Genomic DNA, 26,562 nt, shown 5'->3' on the forward strand with positions numbered 1-26,562 from the left:
AAGCTGGGGATAACGCGTGCCCGACAAGTCCGACCACCAGGAACAGGAGCAGCCCTCGGCGCAGGGGTCGCCGCGCCGCCGTCAGGCGCGCGGCGAGCGTCGCGTCGCCCAGCTGCTGGAGGCCGCCGCCACCGTCTTCTGCGCGACCGGCTACACGGCCGCCAGCACCAACGCCATCGCCCGCGAGGCGGGCGTCTCGCCCGGCACGCTCTACCAGTTCTTCCCGAACAAGGAAGCGATCGCCATCGAGCTCGGCGACCGGCTCATGCACGAGATGCGCGAGACGTACGGCGAGGCGCTCGCCCCGGTCGATCCCGCGACCCCGCTGGACGAGGCCGTCGGCGCCGCCGTCGACCGCTTCATCGCCTTCAACTGCGACCATCCGGTGTTCTTCGCCCTGATGCACGGCCCCGACATCCCCGGCCTGATCGCCGAGGAGCACGACGCGCTGCACGCCACGCTGCTCAGCCGGATAGAGGGCCTGCTCTCCTCGTTCCTGCCCGAGGCGCCCCCGGCCGACCTGGCCCGCACGGCGCACATGTGCCTGGGCATGTACAAGGCGGGCCTGGAGCTGGTCCTGGCCCACGAGGGCGCCGAGCGCGACGCGTACGTCCAGGAGCTCAAGAACGCGCTGAGCCGCTACCTCACCCCGCTGGTCGGCGACCGCCTCGGCCGCCCCGGCCGCACCGCGCCCGCGAACGGCCGACCGCCCGGAACGGACGGCTGACCGGCCGGACCATTCGGCTGATCGACCGGACGGCCGACCCCCGGACCAGCCGACCGGCCGGCCGCCCGACTCGCCGCACGGGCGACCAACCCCATCGGCGCCGCATCCGTGACGCCGCACGCCCCATCCACGCCCACGTCGCCCCGGCGGCGAGACCACCACCCGGCGGACAGCCCTCCGCCGCGCCCCACCGTGCCCCACCACGCCCCCACCCGCACAACCCGCCCCCACCCGCCCCGACGCGCCCGGACGCGTCGGACCTCCCTTGGATTCATACCCCCTAGGGGTATAGTCTGAAGAGTGTGATCCCCGTGGGCCCCACCGGCCCCGCCCGCCTCGACGAGGAGTAGCGCCATGACCGCCCAGACCGACACCCCGGGTTCCGTGACCGCCGTCTACCAGGTCAGCGGGATGAGCTGTGGACACTGCGAGGGATCCGTCTCCGGTGAGCTCTCCGGGCTCCCCGGCGTCAGCTCCGTGACGGCCGTCGCCTCCAGCGGTGAGGTCACCGTCGTCTCCGTCGCCCCGCTGGACGAGGAGGCCGTGCGCGCCGCCGTCGACGAGGCCGGCTTCGAGCTCGTCGCCAGGGCCTGACCGGCACCCCGTACACGTTTTCCCGACCGGGCCGCGCCGACCAGCTGATACTGGCTCCGCACGGCCCGTTCCGCTCCCTGGAGTACGGACACCATGACCACTACCGTCACAGACACCCGGATAGACGCTCTCGGCGACACGGCGAGCACCACCGCCACCGCCGAGGTCGAGCTGATCGTCGGCGGGATGACCTGCGCGGCCTGCGCGGCCCGCGTCGAGAAGAAGCTCAACCGCATGGACGGCGTGACCGCCACGGTCAACTACGCCACGGAGAAGGCGAAGGTCACCTACCCCGCCGGAATCCGGGTCGCCGACCTGATCGCGACCGTCGTGAAGACGGGGTACACCGCCGAGGAACCCGCCCCGCCGCGGCCCGAGCCGCCGGAGCAGGCGCCGGCCGCGGACCCCGAGCTCGCGGCCCTGCGCCACCGGCTCCTCGTCTCCGCGGCGCTCGCCGTCCCCGTCGTGCTGCTCTCGATGGTTCCCGCCTGGCAGTTCGACAACTGGCAGTGGCTCTCGCTCACCCTGGCCGCCCCCGTGGCCGTCTGGGGCGGCTGGCCCTTCCACCGGGCCGCCTGGACGAACCTGCGGCACGGCGCGGCGACCATGGACACGCTGGTGTCGGTCGGCACGCTGGCCGCGTTCGGCTGGTCGGTGTGGGCACTGTTCTTCGGCCACGCGGGCATGCCGGGCATGCGGCACGGCTTCGAGTTCACCCTGTCCCGTACGGACGCCGCCTCCGCGCTCTACCTCGAGGTGGCCGCCGGGGTCACCGTCTTCATCCTGCTGGGCCGCTATCTGGAAGCCCGCTCCAAGCGCCGGGCCGGGGCGGCCCTGCGGGCGCTGCTGGAGCTCGGCGCGAAGGACGTGGCCGTGCTGCGGGGCGGCCGGGAAGTGCGCGTACCGGTGGCGCGGCTGGCCGTCGGGGACCGGTTCGTCGTACGGCCCGGGGAGAAGATCGCGACCGACGGGACGGTCACCGAGGGCGCGTCGGCGGTGGACGCGTCCATGCTGACGGGCGAGTCGGTACCGGTGGACGTGGCGCCCGGGGACAGAGTGACCGGCGCGACCGTCAACGCCGGGGGCCGGCTCGTCGTCGAGGCGACCCGGGTCGGCGCCGACACCCAGCTCGCGCGGATGGCGCGGATGGTCGAGGACGCGCAGAACGGCAAGGCCGAGGTGCAGCGGCTCGCCGACCGGATCTCCGGGATCTTCGTGCCCGTGGTGCTGCTGATCGCGGCCGCCACCTTCGGCTCCTGGCTCGCGGTCACCGGCGACACGGGCGCCGCCTTCACGGCCGCGGTCGCGGTGCTGATCATCGCCTGCCCGTGCGCCCTGGGCCTGGCCACGCCGACCGCGCTGCTGGTCGGCACCGGGCGCGGGGCGCAGCTCGGCATCCTGATCAAGGGCCCCGAGGTGCTGGAGTCCACGCGCCGCGTCGACACGGTCGTCCTGGACAAGACCGGCACGGTCACCACCGGCCGGATGACCCTCCAGGAGGTGTACGTCGCCGAGGGCACCGAGGAGAAGCAGCTGCTGCGGCTCGCGGGCGCCCTGGAGCACGCCTCCGAGCACCCCGTCGCCCGGGCGGTCGCCGCGGGCGCCGGGGAACGGGCCGGGGAGCTGCCGGCCGCCGAGCACTTCGAGAACGTGCCCGGGCGGGGCGTACGCGGACGCGTGGAGGGCCACGAGGTGGCCGTGGGGCGCCTCTTCGCGACCCTGCCCGAGGAGCTGGCCCGTGCCAGGGACGAGGCCGAGAGGGGCGGCCGTACGGCCGTCGTGGTCGGCTGGGACGGCGAGGCCCGCGGGGTCCTCGCGGTCGCGGACGCGGTCAAGGACTCCAGCGCCGAGGCGGTACGGGAGCTGCGCGCGCTGGGGCTCACGCCGGTGCTGCTGACCGGGGACAACCGGGCGGTGGCCGAGGCCGTGGCGCAGGCCGTCGGGATCGACCAGGTGATCGCCGAGGTGCTGCCCGAGGACAAGGTCGACGTCGTACGGCGGCTGCAGGGCGAGGGGCGGACCGTCGCCATGGTCGGTGACGGCGTCAACGACGCGGCCGCGCTCGCCGTCGCCGACCTGGGCCTGGCGATGGGCACGGGGACCGACGCGGCGATCGAGGCGAGCGACCTGACGCTGGTGCGCGGGGATCTGCGGGTGGCGGCGGACGCCATCCGGCTGTCCCGCCGGACCTTGTCCACGATCAGGGGGAACCTGGTGTGGGCGTTCGGCTACAACGTGGCGGCGCTGCCGCTGGCCGCCGCCGGGCTGCTGAACCCGATGATCGCGGGGGCCGCGATGGCCTTCTCCTCGGTCTTCGTCGTGACGAACAGCCTGCGGTTGCGGTCCTTCCGCTGAGCCGGATCGAAGTTACCCGAGGTTACCGGGAGTTCGGCACATCGGAAGTGACGGTCCCCCTGGAGTCAGGCGCGAGCCTCACATAAGCTCTTCACAAGGCTCGCGCATCATCCTTACGCCCGAGCCCCGATCCGCATATCAGGGCTCTTGCGCATCTATAGGACATATGCAAGAGACGCAGATCACAGTGATGTGAACGTAACCATCGAAGGGATTCGAAGGTCTAAGTTGGCGATGTCAGAAAGCGTCTTGGGGGGCGCCTTCTGGCATCTGAGGATGTCTTGGGGGACTTCCTCAGAGATGCGTTGCCGGGGCACGCACACCGGGGAGCTTTGAGCGGCCCTCCCAGCGTGCGTTGTCCCGGCAGACCGCACAGCCAGTAATACGGCGAGCCCCGCTCGTCGCGTTCAACAACCGCACACAGCAATACAGCGATTCAGGCGCTGTCCTCAGACGCCCGGCCGGATCCCGTGGGGGGAATCCGCACCGGGACATGGGAAGGCGCCCTGTACGCCGGCCCGTGGGGGGACCGGCGGCAGGGCGCCTTCTGCTGTCTTCAGAGCCTTCGGGCCCTCGTGGGGCTCAGCGCCCCTCGACCGGGACGAAGTCGCGCTCGACCACGCCCGTGTAGATCTGCCGCGGGCGGCCGATGCGGGAGCCGGGCTCCTTGATCATCTCGTGCCACTGGGCGATCCAGCCCGGCAGCCGGCCGAGGGCGAACAGGACCGTGAACATCTCGGTCGGGAAGCCCATGGCGCGGTAGATCAGGCCGGTGTAGAAGTCCACGTTCGGGTAGAGGTTGCGCGAGACGAAGTAGTCGTCGGAGAGCGCGTGCTCCTCCAGCTTCAGCGCGATGTCCAGCAGCTCGTCGGACTTGCCGAGGGCCGAGAGGACGTCGTGCGCCGCGGCCTTGATGATCTTGGCTCGCGGGTCGAAGGACTTGTACACCCGGTGGCCGAAGCCCATCAGGCGGACGCCGTCCTCCTTGTTCTTCACCTTGCGGATGAAGGAGTCGACATCGCCGCCGTTGGCCTGGATGCCTTCGAGCATCTCCAGGACGGACTGGTTGGCGCCGCCGTGCAGCGGGCCCCAGAGGGCGTTGATGCCGGCCGAGATCGAGGCGAACATGTTCGCCTGCGAGGAGCCGACCAGGCGGACCGTGGACGTCGAACAGTTCTGCTCGTGGTCCGCGTGCAGGATCAGCAGCTTGTCCAGCGCGGAGACGACGACCGGGTCGAGCTCGTACTCCTGGGCCGGCACCGAGAACGTCATACGCAGGAAGTTCTCGACGTAGCCGAGATCGTTGCGCGGGTAGACGAACGGGTGGCCGATCGACTTCTTGTACGCGTACGCCGCGATCGTCGGGAGCTTGGCGAGCAACCGGATCGTGGAGAGGTTGCGCTGCTTCTCGTCGAACGGGTTGTGGCTGTCCTGGTAGAACGTCGACAGCGCCGAGACGACCGACGACAGCATGGCCATCGGGTGGGCGTCCCGCGGGAAGCCCTTGTAGAAGTTCTTGACGTCCTCGTGCAGCAGGGTGTGCTGCGTGATCTCGTTCTTGAACGAGGTGAGCTCGTCGACGGTCGGCAGTTCGCCGTTGATCAGCAGGTACGCGACCTCCACGAAGGTGGAGCGCTCCGCCAGCTGCTCGATCGGGTAGCCGCGGTACCGGAGAATGCCCGCCTCGCCGTCGAGGTAGGTGATCGCGGATTTATAGGCTGCGGTGTTGCCGTAGCCGCTGTCCAGAGTCACGAGGCCGGTCTGGGCCCGGAGCTTCCCGATGTCGAAGCCCTTGTCACCGACGGTGCTGTCGATCACCGGGTAGGTGTACTCGCCGTCGCCGTACCGCAGTACTACAGAGTTGTCGCTCACGTCTTCCCTCACCGACGTTGTGCCTCATCTTCGAGGTTGCCCTGACTGTCTCTACCATCCCCCATTTGGCGCACGAGAGTGCACTCGGGGTCGACCATTGGGCTTATCGGCGGCACTCAGTGCCGTCAACTCGCACATCCTGCCCCCTACATCCCGCATCTGGAAGTGCTCTGTGACCTTCATGACTCATTTGATCGATCATTTTTTGTGATCGGCGCCGGTCAGCCGGAAATCCAGCGCCGTACAACGCCGTCCCGCCGACACCGTGCGCACCGCCTGGCCGATCGCCTTGCGTGAACCCACGAGCACGACGAGCTTCTTGGCCCGCGTGACCGCCGTGTACAGCAGGTTCCGCTGGAGCATCATCCATGCACCGGTGGTGACGGGGATCACCACGGCGGGATATTCACTTCCCTGCGAGCGGTGAATGGTCACCGCGTAGGCGTGGGCCAGCTCGTCCAGTTCGTCGAATTCGTACGCCACCTCCTCGTCCTCGTCCGTCAGCACGGTGAGGCGCTGGTCGACGGGGTCGAGCGAGGTGACCACGCCCACGGTGCCGTTGAAGACGCCGTTGGCGCCCTTCTCGTAGTTGTTGCGGATCTGGGTGACCTTGTCGCCGACCCGGAAGACCCGGCCGCCGAACCGCTTCTCCGGCAGGTCGGGGCGGCCCGGGGTGACCGCCTGCTGGAGCAGGCCGTTGAGGGCGCCGGCGCCCGCCGGGCCGCGGTGCATGGGCGCCAGCACCTGGATGTCCCGGCGCGGGTCGAGCCCGAACCTGGCCGGGATACGACGGGCCGCCACGTCCACCGTGAGCCGGCCCGTCTCCTCCGTGTCGTCCTCCACGAACAGGAAGAAGTCCTTGAGGCCGTCGGTGAGCGGATGCTGTCCGGAGTTGATGCGGTGCGCGTTCGTCACCACACCCGACTGCTGGGCCTGGCGGAAGACGCGGGTGAGGCGGACGGCGGGGACCGGGCCGCCGTCGGCCAGCAGGTCCCTGAGGACCTCCCCCGCGCCGACGCTGGGGAGTTGGTCCACGTCACCGACGAATAGCAGGTGGGCGCCCGGGGGCACCGCCTTGACCAGCTTGTTGGCGAGCAGCAGGTCCAGCATGGACGCCTCGTCGACCACCACCAGGTCGGCGTCCAGCGGCCGGTCCCGGTCGTAGGCCGCGTCCCCGCCGGGCTTGAGCTCCAGCAGCCGGTGGACGGTGGAGGCCTCGGCGCCGGTGAGTTCGGCCAGGCGCTTGGCGGCCCGGCCGGTGGGCGCGGCCAGCACGACCTTCGCCCGCTTGGCACGGGCCAGTTCGACGATCGAGCGGACCGTGAAGGACTTGCCGCAGCCGGGGCCGCCGGTGAGGACGGCGACCTTCTCGGTGAGCGCCAGCCGGACCGCGGCCTCCTGTTCCGGGGCGAGTTCGGCCCCCGTGCGCCCCTTGAGCCAGACGAGCGCCTTGTCCCAGGCCACGTCGTGGAAGGCGGGCATCCGGTCGGTGTCCGCGCGCAGCAGGCGCAACAGCTGGGCGGAGAGGGAGAGTTCGGCGCGGTGGAAGGGGACGAGGTAGACCGCCGTGACGGGCTCGCCGCCGTCCGGTCCGGGCACCTTCTCCCGTACGACACCGGGGTCCTCGCCGTCCTGCGCGGGCCCGGCGAGTTCGGCGAGGCACTCGATGACCAGCCCGGTGTCGACCTGGAGGAGCTTGACCGCGTCGGCGATCAGCCGCTCCTCGGGCAGATAGCAGTGACCTTGGTCGGCGGACTGCGAAAGGGCGTACTGCAGGCCCGCCTTGACGCGGTCCGGGCTGTCGTGCGGGATGCCGACGGACTGGGCGATCCGGTCGGCGGTGAGGAAGCCGATGCCCCAGACGTCGGTGGCCAGCCGGTAGGGCTGGTTCTTCACGACGGAGATCGAGGCGTCGCCGTACTTCTTGTAGATGCGCACCGCGATCGACGTCGAGACCTCGACGCTCTGGAGGAAGAGCATGACCTCCTTGATCGCCTTCTGTTCCTCCCAGGCGTCGGCGATCTTCCTGGTCCGCTTGGGCCCGAGCCCCGGGACCTCGACGAGCCGCTTGGGCTCCTCCTCGATGATCCGGAGGGTGTCGATGCCGAAGTGCTGGGTGATGCGGTCGGCGAAGACCGGACCGATGCCCTTGACCAGACCTGATCCCAGATAGCGGCGGATGCCCTGGACGGTGGCGGGGAGCACGGTCGTGTAGTTCTCCACCGTGAACTGCTTGCCGTACTGCGGGTGCGACCCCCAGCGGCCCTCCATCCGCAGGGACTCCCCGACCTGGGCGCCGAGCAGCGCGCCCACGACCGTGAGGAGATCGCCGGCGCCTCGGCCGGTGTCGACCCGGGCGACCGTGTAGCCGTTCTCCTCGTTGGCGTACGTGATGCGCTCCAGGACGCCTTCGAGCACGGCCAGGCCCCGCTCCGCGCCCCCCGCCTGGCTCCCCGCCTGATTGGACATGATCCGACGGTACCGGCGCGCTGTGACAGCGCGTGCGGGGACGGCCCGCGGACCCGCTCACCTGAGCGCGAATTATCACGATCTGGTCTCAGCATCTGGTTGAGGTCTTGATTAACCTGCATGTAATCGATTCCAATCCTCGGTACACGTCGATGTAATCGATTCCACGAGGAGGTGGAACGGCGATGGCGAGCATCAAGGATGTCGCTGCCGAGGCGGGAGTCTCCGTAGCCACGGTGTCGCGCGTGCTGAACGATCATCCGTCGGTGAGCGCCGACGCACGCACCCGCGTGCTGGCCGCCGTGGCCGCGCTGGGCTACCGCCCGAACGCCGTCGCCCGGTCCCTGCGCACCGACCAGACCCGCACCCTCGGCCTGGTCATCAGCGACGTCATGAACCCGTACTTCACCGAGCTGGCCCGGTCCGTCGAGGAGGAGGCCCGCGCGCTCGGCTACAGCGTGATCATCGGCAACGCCGACGAGCGGCCCGACCTCCAGGACCACCACGTACGGACCCTGCTGGACCGCCGGATCGACGGACTGCTGGTCTCCCCCACCGACGGCGGCTCGCCGCTGATGCTGGACGCCGCGCGCGCGGGGACGCCGATGGTCTTCGTGGACCGGTGGATACCCGGCGTGGACGTGCCCGTGATCCGGGCCGACGGACGCGCGGCCGTACGTGACCTCGTCGCCCATCTGCACGGGCTCGGACACCGACGGCTCGCGATCATCGCGGGCCCCGCCGCCACCACCACCGGCAGCGAGCGTGTCCAGGCCTTCCGGGAGGCCATGGCCGAGTACGGGCTCCCCCTCCCGGACGCCTACATAGGCCAGGGCGACTTCCAGGCCGAGAGCGGCCGGCGGGTGACCGAGGGCTTCCTCGACCTCGCCGAACCGCCCGAGGTCGTCTTCGCCGCCGACAACCTGATGGCGCTCGGCGCGCTGGACGCGGTCCGCGCGCGCGGGCTGCGGGTTCCCGACGACATCGCGCTCGCCGCGTTCGACGACATCCCGTGGTTCGTGCACACCGATCCGCCGATCACCGCGGTCGCCCAGCCCACCGGCGACCTGGGCCGCGCCGCCGTGCGCGCGCTCGTCGACCGCATCGAGGGACGGCCCCCCGAGTCCGTCGCCCTCACCGCCCGTCTCGTCGTACGCCGCTCGTGCGGCGAGCCGGCTCCCCAGGAGCAGTCCCCCGTAACGAACAGGAGCCAGTCGTGAGCAACGCGGACGAGTTGCTGCGCATCGAAGGCATACGCAAGACCTTCCCCGGAGTGGTCGCGCTCGACGGCGTCGACTTCGATCTGCGCCGGGGCGAGGTGCATGTGCTGCTCGGTGAGAACGGCGCGGGCAAGAGCACGCTGATCAAGATGCTCTCCGGCGCCTACCGCCCGGACGGCGGGCGCATCCTGGTGGGCGACGAGGAGGTGCGCATCCATGGTGCGCAGGACTCCGAGCGCCTCGGGATCGCCACCATCTACCAGGAGTTCAACCTCGTTCCCGATCTCACGGTCGCCGAGAACATCTTCCTGGGGCGGCAGCCACGCCGCTACGGGATGATCGACCGCAAGCGGATGGAGGCGGACGCGGCCGGACTGCTCGAACGGGTCGGCGTCGACGTGTCGCCCCGCGCGCGGGTGCGGGAACTCGGCATCGCGCGCCTGCAGATGGTCGAGATCGCGAAGGCCCTCAGCCTCGACACCCGCGTGCTGATCATGGACGAGCCGACCGCCGTGCTCACCTCCGAGGAGGTCGAGAAGCTCTTCGCCATCGTGCGCAAGCTGCGCGAGGACGGCGTCGGGATCGTGTTCATCACGCACCACCTGGAGGAGATCGCCGCTCTGGGAGACCGCGTCACCGTCATCCGCGACGGCAAGAGCGTCGGGCAGGTCCCGGCCTCCACGCCCGAGGACGAGCTCGTACGGCTCATGGTGGGACGTTCGATCGAACAGCAGTATCCGCGCAAGCGGCCCGAAACGGGCCCCGCGCTGCTCACCGTCGAGGGACTCACCCGCGGCGGCGGCTTCCAGGACGTGAGCTTCGAGGTGCACGCCGGTGAGGTCGTCGGCATCGCCGGGCTGGTCGGCGCGGGCCGCACCGAGGTCGTACGGGCCGTCTTCGGAGCCGACACGTACGACAAGGGCGCCGTGGAGGTGGCCGGCACCAAGCTGCGCCGGCACGACGTCAACGCCGCGATGACGGCGGGGATCGGGCTCGTCCCCGAGGACCGCAAGGGCCAGGGGCTGGTGCTCGACGCGTCCGTCGAGGAGAACCTCGGGCTGGTGACCATGCGGGCGGCGACCCACGCCGGGCTCGTCGACCTCAAGGGCCAGCGCGTGGCGGCCGCCCGGATCGCCGAACAGCTCGGGGTGCGCATGGCCGGTCTCGGCCAGCACGTGCGCACGCTCTCCGGCGGCAACCAGCAGAAGGTCGTCATCGGCAAGTGGCTGCTCGCCGACACCAAGGTCCTGATCCTCGACGAGCCGACGCGCGGTATCGACGTCGGCGCGAAGGTCGAGATCTACCAGCTCATCAACGAGCTGACGGCGGCCGGCGCCGCCGTCCTGATGGTCTCCAGCGACCTGCCCGAGGTGCTCGGCATGAGCGACCGGGTGCTGGTGATGGCCCAGGGCCGGATCGCCGGCGAGCTCACGGCCGACGAGGCCACCCAGGACGCGGTCATGGCACTGGCCGTCAGCACGAACAACGACAAGTCCGAGAAGGAGGCCAACCGTGGCCACTGACACGCTCAAGAGCAAGACAGGCGCCGGCGGCGCCGGGGCGGTCCGTCGCCTCCTGCTCGACAACGGCGCCCTCACCGCGCTCATCGTCCTCGTCGTCGCCATGTCGGCGCTGTCCGGGGACTTCCTGACCACGGACAACCTGCTCAACGTCGGCGTCCAGGCCGCCGTCACCGCCATCCTCGCGTTCGGCGTCACCTTCGTGATCGTCGCGGCCGGCATCGACCTGTCGGTCGGTTCGGTGGCCGCGCTCTCCGCGACCGTGCTCGCCTGGAGCGCCACCTCGCACGGTGTCCCGGTGGTGCTCGCGGTCCTGCTCGCGATCGCCACGGGCATCGTGTGCGGCCTGGTCAACGGCTTCCTGATCGCGTACGGGAAACTGCCGCCGTTCATCGCGACGCTCGCCATGCTCTCGGTGGGCCGCGGTCTGTCGCTGGTGATCTCCGGCGGTTCGCCGATCCCCTTCCCCTCCTCCGTCTCGCACCTCGGCGACACGCTCGGCGGCTGGCTGCCGGTGCCGGTCCTCGTGATGATCGTGATGGGTGTCATCGCCGCGGTCGTGCTCGGCCGGACCTACATCGGCCGGTCCATGTACGCGATCGGCGGCAACGAGGAGGCCGCCCGCCTGTCGGGTCTGCGCGTGAACAAGCAGAAGCTCGCCATCTACGCGCTGTCCGGTCTCTTCGCCGCCGCCGCGGGCATCGTGCTCGCCTCCCGGCTCTCCTCCGCCCAGCCGCAGGCCGCCTCCGGCTACGAGCTGGACGCGATCGCCGCCGTCGTCATCGGCGGGGCCTCGCTCGCGGGCGGTACCGGCAAGGCGTCCGGCACCCTGATCGGCGCGCTGATCCTGGCGGTGCTGCGCAACGGCCTCAACCTGCTGTCCGTGTCGGCGTTCTGGCAGCAGGTCGTCATCGGTATCGTCATCGCGCTCGCGGTGCTGCTCGACACCCTGCGCCGCAAGGCGGGCTCCACCCCGGTGCCCGGTGCCTCGCAGGGCGGCAGGCGCAAGCAGGCGACGACCTACGCGCTCGCGGCCGTGATCACGGTGGCGATCGTGGGCGCCACCACCTTCCTGCACGGCGGCAACTCCGCGGGCTCCAACCCCAAGGTCGGGCTGTCCCTGTCCACGCTGAACAACCCGTTCTTCGTGCAGATCCGGTCCGGCGCGCAGGCCGAGGCGAAGAAGCTGGGCGTGGACCTCACGGTCACGGACGCCCAGAACGACGCCTCCCAGCAGGCCAACCAGCTCCAGAACTTCACCAGTTCCGGCTACAAGGCGATCATCGTCAACCCGGTGGACTCGGACGCGGCGGGCCCCGCCGTGCGCGCCGCCGGCAAGGCGGACATCCCGGTGGTCGCCGTCGACCGTGGCGTCAACAAGGCCACGACGGACACGCTGGTCGCCTCCGACAACGTCGAGGGCGGTGAACTGGCCGCGAAGACGGTCGCCGAGAAGCTGGGCGGCCAGGGCAAGATCGTGATCCTCCAGGGGCAGCCGGGCACCTCCGCCGCCCGTGAGCGGGCCGCCGGCTTCGCCGCCGGGCTCAAGGCCTTCCCCGGCATCAAGGTCGTGGCCCAGCAGCCCGCCGACTTCGACCGCACCAAGGGGCTCGACGTGATGTCGAACCTGCTCCAGGCCCACCCCGACGTCCAGGGCGTCATCGCCGCGAACGACGAGATGGCCCTCGGCGCGATCAAGGCCCTGGGCTCCAAGGCCGGCAAGTCGGTCTCGGTGGTCGGCTTCGACGGCACCCCCGACGGTCTGACCGCGGTCAAGAACGGCACGCTGTACGCCTCGGTGGCGCAGCAGCCGAGCCAGCTGGGCAGGATCGCGGTGGACAACGCCCTGAAGGCGGCCCAGGACAAGAAGGTGGAGACGACCGTGAAGGTGCCGGTGAAGGTGGTCACGAAGGAGAACGTGTCCGGCTTCACCGGCTGACGGATCGGCCACCGGCCGGGCGGCCCGTACCAGGGCCGCCCGGCCGGCTCAACGCAGGTGCTTAGGGAGTCATCTCATGTACGACTACGACCTCCTGGTCGTGGGGTCGGCCAACGCCGACCTGGTGATCGGTGTCGAGCGGCGGCCGGGGGCCGGGGAGACGGTGCTCGGCTCCGACCTGGCCGTCCATCCCGGTGGTAAGGGCGCGAACCAGGCGGTCGCCGCCGCCCGGCTCGGGGCGCGTACGGCGCTGCTGGCCCGGGTCGGCGACGACGCCTACGGCCGGCTGCTGCTGGACTCGCAGCGGGCGGCCGGGGTGGACACGGCGGGTGTCCTGGCCGGCGGTGCGCCGACCGGGGTCGCGCTGATCACGGTGGACCCGTCAGGGGACAACAGCATCGTGGTGTCGCCGGGCGCGAACGGCAAGCTCGGGCCCGCGGACGTCCGGGGCGCGGCGGGCCTGTTCCGGGCCTCGCGGGTGGTCTCGGCGCAGCTGGAGATCCCGCTGGAGACAGTCGTCGAGGCGGTCCGGAACCTGGCGCCGGACAGCCGGTTCGTACTGAACCCGTCCCCGCCGCGTCCGCTGCCGGACGAGGTGCTGGCGGCCTGCGATCCGCTGATCGTCAACGAGCACGAGGCGAAGGTGATCCTCGGCGGGTCCGGGGCGGGCGACGAGCCCGCCGACTGGGCGCGCGCACTGCTGGCGAAGGGGCCGCGCTCGGTGGTCGTCACCCTGGGCGGCGAGGGCGCGCTGGTCGCCGACGCGGAGGGTGTCACCCGGATCCCCGCCGTGCGGGTGGAGGCCGTGGACACCACGGGCGCCGGTGACGCGTTCACCGCGGCGCTGGCCTGGAAGCTGGGCACGGGCTCGTCCCTCGCGCAGGCGGCGACGTACGCGGCGCGGGTCGGGGCGGCGGCCGTGACGAAGCGGGGGGCGCAGGAGTCGTTCCCGACCGCGGCGGAGGTGCCGGCGTCATGAAGAGGACGGGAATCCTCAACCGGTATCTCGCCGGCGCGCTGGCCGAACTGGGGCACGGCGACGGGGTGCTGGTGTGTGACGCCGGCATGCCGATACCGGACGGGCCGCGGGTGGTGGACCTGGCGTTCCGGGCCGGGGTGCCGTCCTTCGCCGAGGTGCTGGACGGGCTGATGGCGGAGCTGGTGGTCGAGGGCGCCACGGCGGCGGCGGAGGTACGGGCGGCGAATCCGGCGGCGGCCGGGCTGCTGGACGGGCACTTCCCCGAGCTGAGGCTGGTCTCGCACGAACGGCTCAAGGAGCTGTCGGCGGGCGCCCGGCTGGTGGTCCGCACGGGCGAGGCACGGCCGTACGCGAACGTGCTGCTGCGGTGCGGCGTGTTCTTCTGATCGCGGGCGCGTGAGCCGGTGTCACGTGAGCCGGCGTCCCCGCTGTCGCGTGCGCGGGGTCACGCGTTGTCGCGTGCGCCGGTGTGGCCGGTCGCGGATGCCGCTGTCGCTCGCGTGAAAGCTTCGAGGGGGCCCGGTCCGTCGACCTGGCCCCCTCGGCTCTTCCCCTCCGTATCAGAACCCCCGCGATCCCCCCAGATCCCCCTCCAAAGGTCCTGATGCCCAATACGACCCACCAAGCGTGGGAAGGGTTGCACGGTCTCCGGGACTTTTTTTCCGCACGCCGTCCGGCGGCGCGCGGTGCGCCGACCGTGCCGGTCACTCCCCCGCTGGGTCCATGTGGTGGATGTAGCGCCGGGTCGTCTCCGTCAGGACCTCGCGGCCGTCGCGTGTCCACAGGGCCTCGTTGAAGAGTTCGACCTCGATGGGTCCGGTGTAGCCGGCCGCGTCCACGTGGGCCTTCCACTCCCGCAGGTCGATCGCGCCGTCGCCGAGCTGCCCCCGGCCGTTGAGGACGCCCTCGGGCAGGGGGGTGGTCCAGTCGGCGAGCTGGAAGGAGTGGATACGGCCCGCGGCGCCCGCGCGGGCGATCTGGGCGGGCGCCCGGTCGTCCCACCAGACGTGGTACGTGTCGACCGTGACGCCCACCTGGTGTGCGGGGAAGCGTTCCGCCAGGTCCAGGGCCTGGGCGAGGGTGGAGACCACGCAGCGGTCGGAGGCGTACATGGGGTGCAGGGCCTCGATCGCGAGGCGGACGCCGTGGGACTCGGCGTAGGGGCCCAGATCCGCGAGGGCGTCGGCGATCCGCTCCCGGGCGCCGTACAGGTCCCTGGAGCCGGCGGGGAGGCCGCCGGAGACCAGGACGAGGGTGTCCGTGCCCAGCGCGGCCGCCTCGTCGACGGCGCGGCGGTTGTCGTCGAGGGCCGCCGACCGTTCGGCCGGGTCGATCGCCGTGAGGAAGCCGCCCCGGCACAGGGTGGTGACGGCGAGGCCCGCGTCGCGGACCAGCTTCGCCGTCGCCCGCACGCCGTACGCCTGGACCGGCGCGCGCCACAGGCCGACGCCCGGCACCCCCAGCTCCCGGCAGGCGGCGGTCAGTTCGGGCAGCGACAGCTGCCGGACCGTCATCTGGTTGATGCTGAAGCGGGCGAGTCCGTCGGTCACTGGTGCACTCCGTACAGGGCGAGCAGGGTCTCCATCCGCGCCTGCGCCCGCTTCGGGTCGGGGAACAGGCCCAGCCCGTCGGCGAGTTCGTAGGCGCGGGCGAGGTGCGGGAGGGAGCGGGCCGACTGCAGGCCGCCGACCATCGTGAAGTGGCTCTGGTGGCCGGCCAGCCAGGCGAGCAGGACCACGCCCGTCTTGTAGAAGCGGGTCGGCGCCTGGAAGAGGTGGCGGGACAGTTCGACGGTCGGGTCGAGCAGCCCGCGGAACCCGGTCACGTCCCCGGTGTCCAGGACGCGTACGGCCCGCGCCGCGAGCGGGCCGAGCGGGTCGAAGACGCCGAGCAGGGCGTGGCTGAAGCCCCGTTCGTCGCCCGCGATCAGCTCGGGATAGTGGAAGTCGTCGCCGGTGTAGCAGCGGACGCCCTCGGGCAGCCGGCGGCGCAGGCCGACCTCGCGCCGGGCGTCCAGGAGGGAGACCTTGACGCCGTCGACCTTGTCGGGGTGGGCGGCGACGACCTCCAGGAAGGTGTCGGTGGCCGCGTCCAGGTCGCCCGACCCCCAGTAGCCCTCGAGCGCCGGGTCGAACATCGGGCCCAGCCAGTGCAGGATCACCGGTTCGGCGGCCTGGCGCAGGAGGTGGCCGTAGACCTCCAGGTAGTCCTCGGGTCCCGTGGCGGCGGCGGCCAGCGCGCGGGACGCCATCAGGATCGCCCGGGCGCCCGACTCCTCGACCAGGGCGAGCTGTTCCTCGTAGGCCCGGCGGATCTCGGCCGTGGAGCCGCCGCCGGTGAGCTGGTCGGTGCCGACGCCGCAGGCGATGCGGCCGCCGACCGATCTGGCCTCGGCGGCGCTGCGCCGGATCAGCTCGGCCGCGGACGCCCAGTCCAGGCCCATGCCGCGCTGGGCGGTGTCCATGGCCTCGGCGACCCCGAGCCCGTGCGACCACAGATGACGGCGGAAGGCGAGGGTGGCGTCCCAGTCGACGGCCGCCGGGGAGCCGGGGCCGGCGTCGGCGAACGGGTCGGCGACGACGTGCGCCGCCGAGAAGACCGTACGGGAGGTGAAGGGGGTGCCGGGGGTGACGTCGAGGGGTTCGGCGCGGGGTTCGTAGGCGCGCAACGCGCCCGACGCGTCGGGGAGTCGGATGGTCACAGCGAGATCTCCGGTACGTCGAGGCGGCGGCCCTCGGCGGAGGACCTCAGGCCCAGTTCGGCGAGCTGCACGCCGCGGGCGCCGGCAAGGAGGTCCCAGCGGTAGGGGGCGTCGGCGTAGACGTGTCGCAGGAACAGCTCCCACTGGGCCTTGAAGCCGTTGGCGAACTCGGTGTTGTCCGGGACCTCCTGCCACTGGTCGCGGAAGACCTCGGTGGCGGGGACGTCCGGGTTCCAGACCGGCTTGGGGGTGGCGGAGCGGTGCTGGGCGCGGCAGGCGCGCAGGCCCGCGACGGCCGAGCCCTCCGTGCCGTCCACCTGGAACTCGACGAGTTCGTCCCGGTTGACCCGGACCGCCCAGGAGGAGTTGATCTGCGCGATCGCGCCGCCTTCGAGTTCGAAGACGCCGTACGCCGCGTCGTCGGCACTGGCGTCGTAGGGCTTGCCCTGCTCGTCCCAGCGCTGCGGGATGTGGGTGGTGGCGAGCGCCTGGACGGACTTCACCCGGCCGAAGAGCTCGTGCAGGACGTACTCCCAGTGCGGGAACATGTCGACGACGATGCCGCCGCCGTCCTCGGCGCGGTAGTTCCACGAGGGGCGCTGGGCCGGCTGCCAGTCGCCCTCGAAGACCCAGTAGCCGAACTCGCCGCGGACGGAGAGGATCCGGCCGAAGAAGCCGCCGTCGATCAGGCGCTTCAGCTTGAGCAGGCCCGGCAGGAAGATCTTGTCCTGGACGACGCCGTGCCTGATGCCCTTCTCCTCGGCCAGGCGGGCCAGTTCCAGGGCGCCGTCGAGGCCGGTGGCGGTCGGCTTCTCCGTGTAGACGTGCTTCCCGGCGGCGATCGCCTTCCTGATCGCCTCCTCGCGGGCCGACGTCACCTGGGCGTCGAAGTAGATGTCCACGGTCGGGTCGGCGAGGACCGCGTCCAGGTCCGTCGAGACGTGCTCCAGGCCGTGCCGCCCGGCGAGCGCGCGCAGCGCGTGCTCGCGGCGCCCGACGAGGATCGGCTCCGGCCACAGCACGGTGCCGTCGCCGAGGTCGAGCCCGCCCTGTTCGCGCAGGGCCAGCAGGGAGCGGACCAGGTGCTGGCGGTAGCCCATGCGACCGGTCACGCCGTTCATGGCGATACGCACCGTCTTGCGTGTCACGTCAGTCCCTTCGTGGGCGCCGGGCGCCCGGATTCCTGGTGATACCGACACACTGCACAGCAAGCGCTTTCTACACGCTGAAGCTAGCCTCTGACCGGTGGTCCGGACAAGGCCGTGTCCACTTCGAGTTGTTCGAGGGGGCGAACAACCAGGGTGTGGGGCCGTAAGGTCTGCTCGGACCGCACGACGCCGTAGCTGTGGATCGCGGGCCTGTGCATTGCCTGTGCGTTGCCTGTACATGCCCTGCGAACGGCCCCTGTGCGCGACGACGTACGGCGAGGGACGACACGATGCGCGACCGGAGGACGACGAGATGACGGTGACCCTGGCGGACGTGGCGGCCCGCGCCCAGGTCTCCCCCGCGACGGTGTCGCGCGTGCTGAACGGGAACTACCCCGTGGCGGCCTCCACCCGGGAACGGGTGCTGCGGGCGGTGGACGAGCTGGACTACGTGCTGAACGGGCCGGCCAGCGCGCTCGCCGCCGCCACCTCCGACCTGGTGGGGATCCTGGTCAACGACATCGCCGACCCGTTCTTCGGGATCATGGCGAGCGCCATCCAGTCCGAGATCGGCGGTCCGGGCGGCCGGGCCGGCGGGGAACGGCTGGCGGTCGTCTGCAACACGGGCGGCTCCCCGGAGCGCGAACTCACCTACCTCACGCTGCTCCAGCGGCAGCGCGCCGCGGCCGTGGTGCTGACCGGCGGCGCCGTGGAGGACCAGTCGCACGCGGCGGCCGTGGCGGCGAAGCTGCGCAAGCTGACGGCGGCGGGCACCCGGGTGGTGCTGTGCGGGCGCCCGCCCGCGCCGGACACCGGGGCGGTCGCGCTGACCTTCGACAACCGCGGCGGCGGGCGGGAGCTGACCGAGCACCTCATAGGGCTCGGGCACCGGCGGCTCGGCTACATCGCCGGACCCGAGGAGCGGACGACCACCCGGCACCGGCTGGAGGGACACCGGGCGGCGCTGACGGCGGCGGGCGTCGACGAGGATCCGCGCTGGACCGTGCACGGCCGCTACGACCGGCGCTCCGGTTACGAGGCGACCCTGGAACTGCTGCGCCGCGACCCGTCCCTCACGGCGGTCGTCGCGGCCAACGACTCCGTCGCCCTGGGCGCCTGCGCGGCGCTGCGCGAGTCCGGGTTGAGGATCCCGGAGGACGTGTCGGTGGCCGGCTTCGACGACCTCCCCTTCAGCATCGACGCGGTGCCGTCGCTGACGACCGTGCGGCTGCCGCTGGCGGAGGCCGGGGCGCGGGCCGGGCGGATCGCGATGGGGCGCGAGGAGCCGCCGCCCGGGGAGATCGCGACGGTCCGGGGGGAGCTGATGGTACGGGGGTCCTCCGGGGTGCCTCGGAAGTGACCGCACCGCCGGTGTGACCCGCCCCCGGTTCCGGTGCGCGTCGCGCCGTCCGTCCGATTCGCCCCAGGGGCTCTGGCCGTGGCGGTGCGGGCGGCCTACGCTCGGGGGTGCGTATCTCTGACTGGGTCAGCCATCGGATCACCGGGATCGAGCCATGACCGTCCAGGACATCCGCTCCTTCAACCACTTCTACGCGAACGTCATCGGCGCCCTCGGCCACGGCCGCCACCTGTACGCCCCGTACACCCTCACCGAGTCCCGCGTCCTGTACGAACTCGCGCACTCCCGCCGTACGGACGCGGCCGACCTGCGCGCCGGACTCTCGCTGGACTCCGGCTATCTGAGCCGCATCCTGAACCGCTTCGAGCGGGACGGACTCGTCGAGCGCGCCCCGTCCGAGGACGACCCGCGCCGCCGCCGGGTCACGCTCACCGCGCACGGCCGGGAGGCCGCCGGACTGCTGGACGAGCGGGCCCGGGAGACGGTGGGCGCGCTGCTGGAGAGCGTGGCGCCCGGCGACCGTACGCGTCTCGCCCAGGCGATGCGCACGATCCGGACCATCCTGGACGAGCGCCGCCCCCGCGCCGAGGACGTGGTCCTGCGCGAGCCGGTACCCGGTGACCTCGGCTGGATCGTGCAGCGCAACGCGGCGCTGTACGCCGCCGAGTACGGGTGGAACACCGACTACGAGGGACTGGTCGCGAGGATCGTCGCCGACTTCGCCGAGGACCACGACCCGCACCTCGAACGGGTGTGGATCGCCGAGCTCGACGGACGGCCGGTGGGCTGCGTGATGTGCGTACGGGACGAGGCACCCGGCACCGCCCGGCTGCGGCTCCTGCTGGTCGAGCCGGACGCGCGCGGCCTGGGGCTCGGCAACCGGCTGGTCGCGGCCGTCGTCGCCTTCGCGCGCGGGGTCGGCTACCGGGACCTCGCTCTGTGGACCAACGACGTGCTCACCGCCGCCCGGCACCTCTACGGACGGCACGGCTTCGTCCTCACCGCCGAGACCCCGCACCGTTCCTTCGGCAAGGACCTGGTGGGCCAGGACTGGCGGCTCGACCTGCGCGAGACGGCCGGGTGAGCGGGGACGAGGGGGCGCCGGACGGCGGCGACGAGTAGGGTCGATGGACATGAAGCTGGCCTTCTCCACCCTCGGTGTCCCCGGCCTGCCACTCCCGGAGGTGCTGCGACTGGCCTCCGCGCACGGCTATCACGGAGTGGAGCTGCGCGCGCATCCGGAGGAGCCGGTGCACCCCGGCCTCACCGCCGCCGAACGGGCCGCTGTGGCCGCCGGGTTCAAGGCGGCGGGCGTCGAGATCCTCGGCCTGGCGGGCTACGTGCGCGTGGCCGCGCCCGGCGACGACACCGCCGTGCTCGACGAGATCCGCGAGCTTCTCGACCTGGCCCGCGACCTGGGCGCGCCCTTCGTACGGGTCTTCCCGGGCGCCGCCCCCGGACAGTCCCCGCGGGAGGCCGACGCCGTCGCCGCGCGCCGCCTGGGCACGGCCGCCGAGTACGCCGCCGACGTCGGCGTCCGGATCCTGCTGGAGACCCACGACTCGCACCGCACGGGGGCCGCCGCGATCCGGATCCTGGGCCCGGTCGGCCACCGGCAGGCGGGGGCGCTGTGGGACGTGATGCACACCTGGCTGGGCGGCGAGCAGCCCGCGGAGACGTACGCGGCCCTCGCGCCGCACCTCGGCTACGTCCAGGTCAAGGACATCGCCGCCGCCGACGACACCGCGCCGCTGCCGCTGGGTGCCGGGGTCCTGCCGCTCACCGAGTGCGTGGAGGTGCTGTCCCGGCACGGCTGGGACGGCTGGCTGTGCTGGGAGTACGAGAAGCGCTGGTACGAGGACGCGGCGCCGCTGCCGGAGCTGCTGGGCGCGGGGCGGGAGCATCTGGGGCGGTTGCTCAACGAGTCGGCGTAGGCCGTGGCGCCGCTGGGGCGGCCGGGGAAATAGGTTCGCCGGAGTCCGGCCCTGCCGGTTAGCCTCACGGCCGTGAACCCGCCCAACCCCACCGCCCTCCCATGTCGCTGACGCACGCGCTGATCGACGTACGTCCGCTGCGCACCTCCCCCGTCTTCCGGCGGCTGCTGATCGGGCGGACGGTGTCCATGCTCGGCGGCGTCATGACCATGGTCACCGTCATCTACCAGGTCTGGGACATGACCCACAGCACGGCCTGGAGCGGCGCGGTCGGGCTCGCGCAGGCGCTGCCGATGGTCGCGGTCGGGCTGTTCGCCGGGGCCTGGGTGGACCGGGCCGACCGCCGCCGGGTGTTCCTGCTCGCCACGGTCGGCCAGGCGGTCTGCTCCTTCCTCCTCGCCGTGCAGGGCTTCAACGGGCACGTGCCGGTCGTCGTGCTGCTCGCCCTGGTCGCCGCCCAGTCGTCCTGCGGGGCGGTCGGGGCGCCCGCGGCGGGCGTGTTCGTGCCCCGGCTGCTGCCCAAGGAGCAGGTGGCGGCCGGGCTCGCCCTGAACCAGATCACCGGCCAGGCGATGCTGCTGCTCGGCCCGGCGCTCGCGGGCGTGCTGCTCGGCCGGCTGGGCATCGGCGCCTGCTACCTCCTGGACGCCCTGAGTTTCGGTCTGTCCTTCTACGGCGCCTTCGGGCTGCCCGCGCTGCCGCCCGAGGGCGAGCGCTCCCGGCCGGGACTGCGCGGGGTGCTGGACGGGCTGCGGTTCCTGACCGGCCACCGGGCGGTGCGCGGCGCCCTGCTCACCGATCTGGCCGCCACGGTGCTGTCGTTCCCGGTGAGTCTCTTCCCGCTGGTCAACGCGGAGCGCTTCGGCGACGACCCGAGCACGCTGGGCCTGTTCCTCTCCGCCCTCGCCGTGGGCGGCCTGGCCACCTCGGCGTTCTCCGGCTCTGTCACCCGCCTGGGGCGCCCGGGGCCGGTGATGCTGTGCGCGTCCGCCACCTGGGGTGCCGCCCTGGTCCTCTTCGGTCTGACCACCGACGCCTGGACGGGCCTCGCCCTGCTGGTGCTGGCCGGGGCGGCCGACACCACGGCCGTCGTCTCGCGCGGCACCATCGTGCAGACCCACACCCCGGACGCCCTGCTCGGCCGGGTCACCGCCGCCGAACAGATCGTCGGCCAGGCGGGCCCCAACCTGGGCAATCTGCGCGGCGGCCTGATCGCCGGCTGGACCTCCGGCGCGACGGCGCTGATCAGTGGGGGTCTGCTGTGCCTGGCGGCGGTGACGACGGTGGCCGCCTCGACACCCGAACTGCGGGGCGCCTCAGGGCCGGGGGCCGGGGACTGACCCGCCGCCTGACCCGTCGGCTGTCGGCTGTCGCCTGTCGCCTGAACCCGTCGCCGCCCGGGAGGCACCCCGGTTGCGAGGGACACCTCCTGGCCGCCTCACGGGTGGCGTCACCCTCGTCGACATGGGATGACGCCGGTGCGGCGCTTCCCCGGATCAGGAGACCGCTCGACGAGATCAGGAGACCGCTCGACGACCGCCGAGGGTCGCGGCGCCCGGTCGCGCGGTGGGGCGGGCGGGCGCCACGGACGTCAGCGCGACGCCGCCGACCAGCAGCGCCGCCGCGCACCACCTGAGCGGGCTCACCGACTCGTCCAGGAAGAGGGCCGCGGACGTCATCCCGAAGACGGGGACGAGCAGCGAGAACGGGGCGACCGTGGAGGCGGGGTGACGGCGCAGCAGCCAGCCCCAGGCGCCGAAGCCGAAGACCGTGGTGACCCAGGCGACGTACACGACCGTGCCTGCGCCCTGCGGGTCCAGCGCGCCCAGGGCGTCGTAGTCCCGGGTGGGTCCCTCCAGCAGCAGGGACAGGGTCAGCAGCGGCAGGACCGGGACCGTGCTCACCCACACCATGAAGTTCAGGGCGTCCGGGGGTGCCGCCTTGCGGGTCAGGACGTTCGAGGCGCCCCAGCAGACCGCGGCCGCGACCACCAGCGCGAAGGCGCCGAGCGGGCCCGAGGCGCCCTCGTCCACGGCCGCCACGCCGATGCCGGCGAGAGCGACCAGCATGCCCGCCGCGCGGACCGCGGTGGGCCGCTCGCCGAGTACCGCGAACGCGATCAGCGCGGTGAACACCGCCTGTATCTGGAGCACGAGGGACGACAGGCCGGCCGGCATCCCGGCGTCCATGCCGACGAACAACAGCCCGAACTTGGCCACTCCCAGCACCAGGCCCACCGCGACGATCCATTTCCACGCCACCTTCGGGCGGCCGACGAAGAAGACCGCCGGGACGGCCGCGACGAGGAACCTCAGGGCCGAGAAGAGCAGGGGCGGGAAGTGGCCGAGACCGATCTCGATGACCGTGAAGTTCACGCCCCAGACGGCGGCGACGGCGACGGCGAGGGCGAGGTGCGCGGGTTTCATACGACGAGGATCACTTCCCCTGACCATGAAGCACCAGCGATGATTGCTGCACGGTCGGATTAAGCAACGCTAAGCGGCCGACTCCGGGCACCAGGAGGGGACATGCTCGATCTCCAGCGCCTGCGCGCGCTGCACGCCGTCTCCGTGCACGGCACGGTCGGGGCGGCCGCCGCCGCGCTCGGGTACACCCCGTCGGCCGTGTCCCAGCAGATCACCAAGCTGGAGCGGGAGACCAGGACCGTACTGCTGGAGCGGGAGGGGCGCGGGGTGCGGCTCACTCCCGAGGCTCATCAGCTGGCCGCCACCGCACGGCAGTTGCTGGCCATCGTGGAACGGGCCGAGACCGAGCTGGAGGAGCGCCGCGGGCTGCCCGCCGGGCGGCTGACCCTGGCGGCGTTCGCGTCGGCGGCCCGCGGTCTGCTGCCGCCCGTGCTCGCCGACCTGGCCGAGCGGCACCCCGCGCTGGACGCCCGGCTGCGCGAGGTCGACCCGCACCTCTCCGTCGACCTGGTCGCCAAGGGCGCCGTCGACCTCGCGGTGGCGCACGACTGGGACATCGCGCCGCTGCCCGCCCCGGCGGGGGTGGAGCAGGCGGTCATCGGGGACGACCTGTGCGATCTGCTCGTGCCCGCGGGGCATCCGCTGGCCGGGCGGACGGACGTGCGGCGGGAGGAGCTGGGCGGCGAGCGGTGGATCTGCCAGCCGCCCGGCCGGGTCTGCCACGACTGGCTGGTACGCACCCTGCGCGCGGCCGGGCACGAGCCGGACCTCGTGCACGAGGCCGAGGAGAACCCGACCATCGTCGCGCTCGTCGCGGCCGGTCTGGGCGTCGCCCTCATCCCCCGGCTCGGCCGCGGCCCGCTGCCCGACGGGGTCGTGGAGGTGCCGATGGACCCGATGCCCGTGCGCCGCCTGTACGCGCTGTGGCGTACGGGGGCGGCCCGGCGGCCGGCGATCGCGGAGACCGTGCGCGCCCTCCGGGCCCACTGGCCGGACGTGTCGGCGCACACGCCCCGCTGAACGCACCCGTACCGACTTGCGGAAAGAGGGCGCCGGCCGGGAACCCGGCCCCGGCACTCCGCGTCCAAGGACCGAACTGCCGGACGAGTCACCGCGGTGCGGTGTCGGCCTCGCCGCTGGCTGCGAACGCCGACGACACCCTCTCCGCCGTACCGCGGCCGGCAGCACGCCGCCATCGGCGCGCCCCCCTCCAACTGCGCCGATGGCGGCGCCCCGCTGGTTACTGTGCACTCCCTTGACCGGAAGAAACTTCCCGGATATTGGTGGCACCTTGGAAGTTTCCTTCAGCGGTTCTCCTTCGGAGGGAGCGCACGTGCCCGACAGCAGCGCGGGAAGCACGGAAAGTTCGCGGAACACAGGGAGTTCGGGACACACAGGTGGTCCGAGTGACACAGGCGGTGCGCGCGGCGCGGGACGCACCGCACGTCCGTCCAGACGTACCGTCCTCGCCGCCACGGCCGGCGTCACCGCGTCCCTGACGGTCGGCGTACCCGGGTACGCCGCCGAACGCGACGACCGGCACCTGCACGCACTCATCTCCCGTATGACGCTGGAGGAGAAGGTCGGCCAGCTCTTCGTCATGCGGGTGTACGGCCACTCGGCCACCGCACCCGACCAGGCGGACATCGACGCCAACCTCAGCGAGATCGGCGTCCGCACGGCCGCCGAGCTGATCGCCAAGTACCGCGTCGGCGGCATCATCTACTTCACCTGGGCGCACAACACCCGCGACCCGCACCAGATCGCGGAACTGTCGAACGGCATCCAGGCCGCGTCCCTGGAGCAGCCGCGCGGCCTGCCCGTCCTCATCTCCACCGACCAGGAGCACGGCATCGTCTGCCGCGTCGGCGAGCCCGCCACGCTGCTGCCGGGCGCGATGGCCGTCGGGGCGGGCGGTTCGCGCGCCGACGCCCGCACGCTGGGCCGGATCTCCGGTGCCGAGCTGCGCGCGATCGGCATCCGGCAGGACTACTCCCCGGTGGCCGACGTGAACGTCAACCCGGCCAACCCGGTGATCGGCGTGCGGTCCTTCGGCGCCGACCCGGAGGCGGTGGCGGGCCTGGTCGCGGCCGAGGTGAAGGGGTACCGGTCGGCGGGCGTGGCCGCGACGGCCAAGCACTTCCCCGGGCACGGCGACACGGCCGTCGACAGCCACTTCGGCTTCCCCGTCATCACCCACAGCCGCGAGCTGTGGCAGGAGCTGGACGCGGTGCCCTTCCGGGCGGCGATCCGGGCGGACATCGACTCGATCATGACCGCGCACATCATGGTCCCGGCGCTGGACGACTCCGGCGACCCGGCGACCCTCTCCCACCCGATCGTGACCGGCATCCTGCGCGGCGAACTCGGTTACGACGGCGTGGTGGTGACCGACGCGCTCACCATGGAGGGCGTGCGCACCAAGTACGGCGACGACCGGGTGCCGGTGCTCGCGCTGAAGGCGGGCGTGGACCAGCTCCTCGACCCGCCCGACCTCGACGTCGCCTGGCACGCCGTCCTGGACGCGGTACACGGCGGCGAGCTGACCGAGGCCCGGCTCGACGAATCGATCCTGCGGGTGCTGCGGCTGAAGGCGAGGCTCGACCTGTTCCAGCGGCCGTACGTCAGCCGGGCGGGCGTGGACCGCGTGGTCGGTACGGCGGCGCACCGCGCGACGGCCGACCGTATCGCCGAGCGGACGACGACCCTGCTGGTCAACGAGGGCCGGGTGCTGCCGCTGTCCCGCCGCACCCACCCCAGGGTGCTGGTCGTCGGCGCCGATCCGGCGTCCCCGTCGGGCACCACGGGCCCGCCGACGGGTGTCCTCGCGGCCGCCCTCACCGAACTGGGCTTCACGGCGAAGGCGCTGTCCACCGGTACCGCGCCCTCGGCCGCGGTCGTCGCCCAGGCCGTCGCGGCGGCCGGCGAGGTGGACGCGGTCGTCGTCGGGACGTACAACGTCACCGGGGCCGGCGGCCAGCGGACGCTGGTGGAGCACCTGCTCGCGACCGGCAAGCCGGTCGTCGCGATCGCCGTCCGCAACCCGTACGACATCGCGCAACTGCCCGCGGTAGAGGCGTACTTGGCGACGTACTCGTGGACCGACGTCGAGCTGCGCGCGGCCGCGCGGGTCATCGCCGGGCACGTGGCGCCGCACGGGAAGCTGCCGGTGCCGGTACTTCGGGCGGACGACCCGGCGCAGGTGCTGTATCCGCTCGGGCACGGGCTGACGTACTAGGCCGTACGCCCCGCGCCCGGCGTACCACCCCCGAAGGGCGCAAAGCCCCCCGGTTGTCTGGCGTGCTCCGCTGTCGCGGG

General features: G+C 72.3%; 20 protein-coding genes. 14 read left to right on the top strand and 6 right to left on the bottom strand.

Going from position 1 to position 26,562, the window contains the following annotated elements; translation table 11 throughout:
* Nucleotides 1-16: 16 nt before the first annotated feature.
* From ACWCQK_RS08855 to ACWCQK_RS08865, 3 genes are all read left to right on the top strand, one after another.
* Complete coding sequence (locus ACWCQK_RS08855) at nt 17-727, top strand: TetR/AcrR family transcriptional regulator (RefSeq protein ID WP_451153401.1); 711 nt, start codon at nt 17-19, stop codon at nt 725-727.
* A 354-nt stretch (nt 728-1,081) separates the two neighbouring features.
* Nucleotides 1,082-1,321: a heavy-metal-associated domain-containing protein gene (locus tag ACWCQK_RS08860; protein WP_451153403.1), complete on the top strand. Its 240-nt coding sequence runs from the start codon at nt 1,082-1,084 to the stop codon at nt 1,319-1,321.
* A gap of 93 nt (nt 1,322-1,414) precedes the next feature.
* Nucleotides 1,415-3,676: a heavy metal translocating P-type ATPase gene (locus tag ACWCQK_RS08865; protein WP_451153405.1), complete on the top strand. Its 2,262-nt coding sequence runs from the start codon at nt 1,415-1,417 to the stop codon at nt 3,674-3,676.
* Nucleotides 3,677-4,258: 582 nt separating this feature from the next.
* Here the strand turns inward: ACWCQK_RS08865 and ACWCQK_RS08870 are convergent.
* Together ACWCQK_RS08870 and recD2 are read right to left on the bottom strand one after the other, a co-directional pair.
* Nucleotides 4,259-5,548 (bottom strand): citrate synthase, encoded by a 1,290-nt coding sequence (locus ACWCQK_RS08870; RefSeq protein ID WP_385774763.1) that lies wholly within the window; start codon nt 5,546-5,548, stop codon nt 4,259-4,261.
* Between the two features lie 198 nt (nt 5,549-5,746).
* Nucleotides 5,747-8,017: an SF1B family DNA helicase RecD2 gene (gene recD2, locus ACWCQK_RS08875; protein ID WP_451153407.1), complete on the bottom strand. Its 2,271-nt coding sequence runs from the start codon at nt 8,015-8,017 to the stop codon at nt 5,747-5,749.
* Between the two features lie 185 nt (nt 8,018-8,202).
* Here recD2 and ACWCQK_RS08880 point away from each other — a divergent pair, with 185 nt between their 5' ends.
* The 5 genes from ACWCQK_RS08880 (at nt 8,203) to rbsD (ending at nt 14,061) form a co-directional block, all read left to right on the top strand.
* Nucleotides 8,203-9,237, top strand: coding sequence for a LacI family DNA-binding transcriptional regulator (locus tag ACWCQK_RS08880; protein ID WP_451153409.1), 1,035 nt, complete (start codon nt 8,203-8,205; stop codon nt 9,235-9,237).
* Entirely contained in the window at nt 9,234-10,760 is a 1,527-nt protein-coding gene (locus ACWCQK_RS08885; protein WP_451153411.1) for a sugar ABC transporter ATP-binding protein, read from the top strand. The genes ACWCQK_RS08880 and ACWCQK_RS08885 overlap by 4 nt, the downstream gene beginning before the upstream one ends.
* Complete coding sequence (locus tag ACWCQK_RS08890; protein ID WP_451153413.1) at nt 10,750-12,696, top strand: ABC transporter permease/substrate-binding protein; 1,947 nt, start codon at nt 10,750-10,752, stop codon at nt 12,694-12,696. The genes ACWCQK_RS08885 and ACWCQK_RS08890 overlap by 11 nt, the downstream gene beginning before the upstream one ends.
* 76 nt (nt 12,697-12,772) lie before the next feature.
* Nucleotides 12,773-13,675, top strand: a complete 903-nt coding sequence (locus ACWCQK_RS08895; RefSeq protein WP_451153415.1) for a ribokinase — start codon at nt 12,773-12,775, stop codon at nt 13,673-13,675.
* A complete protein-coding gene (gene rbsD, locus ACWCQK_RS08900; protein ID WP_451153417.1) occupies nt 13,672-14,061 on the top strand; it encodes a D-ribose pyranase in 390 nt (129 codons plus the stop codon). Before ACWCQK_RS08895 ends, rbsD begins: the two co-directional genes overlap by 4 nt.
* 318 nt (nt 14,062-14,379) lie before the next feature.
* On the opposite strand, the gene ACWCQK_RS08905 is transcribed toward rbsD, so the two are convergent.
* The 3 genes from ACWCQK_RS08905 to ACWCQK_RS08915 are packed head-to-tail and all read right to left on the bottom strand — an operon-like array spanning nt 14,380 to nt 17,524.
* Nucleotides 14,380-15,189 carry a sugar phosphate isomerase/epimerase family protein gene (locus ACWCQK_RS08905; RefSeq protein WP_451153920.1) on the bottom strand — a complete coding sequence of 270 codons (810 nt, stop codon included), beginning with the start codon at nt 15,187-15,189 and terminating at the stop codon, nt 14,380-14,382.
* Between the two features lie 32 nt (nt 15,190-15,221).
* Nucleotides 15,222-16,376: a dihydrodipicolinate synthase family protein gene (locus ACWCQK_RS08910; protein WP_451153419.1), complete on the bottom strand. Its 1,155-nt coding sequence runs from the start codon at nt 16,374-16,376 to the stop codon at nt 15,222-15,224.
* Nucleotides 16,373-17,524 (bottom strand): Gfo/Idh/MocA family protein, encoded by a 1,152-nt coding sequence (locus tag ACWCQK_RS08915; protein WP_451153421.1) that lies wholly within the window; start codon nt 17,522-17,524, stop codon nt 16,373-16,375. The genes ACWCQK_RS08910 and ACWCQK_RS08915 overlap by 4 nt, the downstream gene beginning before the upstream one ends.
* Before the next feature lie 313 nt (nt 17,525-17,837).
* Here ACWCQK_RS08915 and ACWCQK_RS08920 point away from each other — a divergent pair, with 313 nt between their 5' ends.
* The 4 genes from ACWCQK_RS08920 (at nt 17,838) to ACWCQK_RS08935 (ending at nt 22,158) form a co-directional block, all read left to right on the top strand.
* On the top strand, nt 17,838-18,884 hold the full coding sequence (locus ACWCQK_RS08920) for a LacI family DNA-binding transcriptional regulator (RefSeq protein WP_451153423.1): 1,047 nt from the start codon (nt 17,838-17,840) through the stop codon (nt 18,882-18,884).
* 154 nt (nt 18,885-19,038) lie between these two features.
* Entirely contained in the window at nt 19,039-19,968 is a 930-nt protein-coding gene (locus ACWCQK_RS08925) for a bifunctional helix-turn-helix transcriptional regulator/GNAT family N-acetyltransferase (RefSeq protein ID WP_451153425.1), read from the top strand.
* A gap of 49 nt (nt 19,969-20,017) precedes the next feature.
* Nucleotides 20,018-20,818: a sugar phosphate isomerase/epimerase family protein gene (locus tag ACWCQK_RS08930; protein ID WP_451153922.1), complete on the top strand. Its 801-nt coding sequence runs from the start codon at nt 20,018-20,020 to the stop codon at nt 20,816-20,818.
* Between the two features lie 101 nt (nt 20,819-20,919).
* A complete protein-coding gene (locus ACWCQK_RS08935) occupies nt 20,920-22,158 on the top strand; it encodes an MFS transporter (protein WP_451153427.1) in 1,239 nt (412 codons plus the stop codon).
* Nucleotides 22,159-22,335: 177 nt separating this feature from the next.
* Here ACWCQK_RS08935 and ACWCQK_RS08940 read toward each other — a convergent pair whose 3' ends face one another.
* Entirely contained in the window at nt 22,336-23,244 is a 909-nt protein-coding gene (locus tag ACWCQK_RS08940; RefSeq protein WP_451153428.1) for an EamA family transporter, read from the bottom strand.
* Nucleotides 23,245-23,346: 102 nt separating this feature from the next.
* Between ACWCQK_RS08940 and ACWCQK_RS08945 the strand changes: the two genes are divergently transcribed.
* Together ACWCQK_RS08945 and ACWCQK_RS08950 are read left to right on the top strand one after the other, a co-directional pair.
* Complete coding sequence (locus ACWCQK_RS08945) at nt 23,347-24,264, top strand: LysR family transcriptional regulator (RefSeq protein ID WP_451153429.1); 918 nt, start codon at nt 23,347-23,349, stop codon at nt 24,262-24,264.
* A 313-nt stretch (nt 24,265-24,577) separates the two neighbouring features.
* Nucleotides 24,578-26,482: a glycoside hydrolase family 3 protein gene (locus tag ACWCQK_RS08950; RefSeq protein ID WP_451153431.1), complete on the top strand. Its 1,905-nt coding sequence runs from the start codon at nt 24,578-24,580 to the stop codon at nt 26,480-26,482.
* Nucleotides 26,483-26,562: the final 80 nt, after the last annotated feature.

This window comes from Streptomyces sp. NPDC002306, assembly GCF_053593435.1.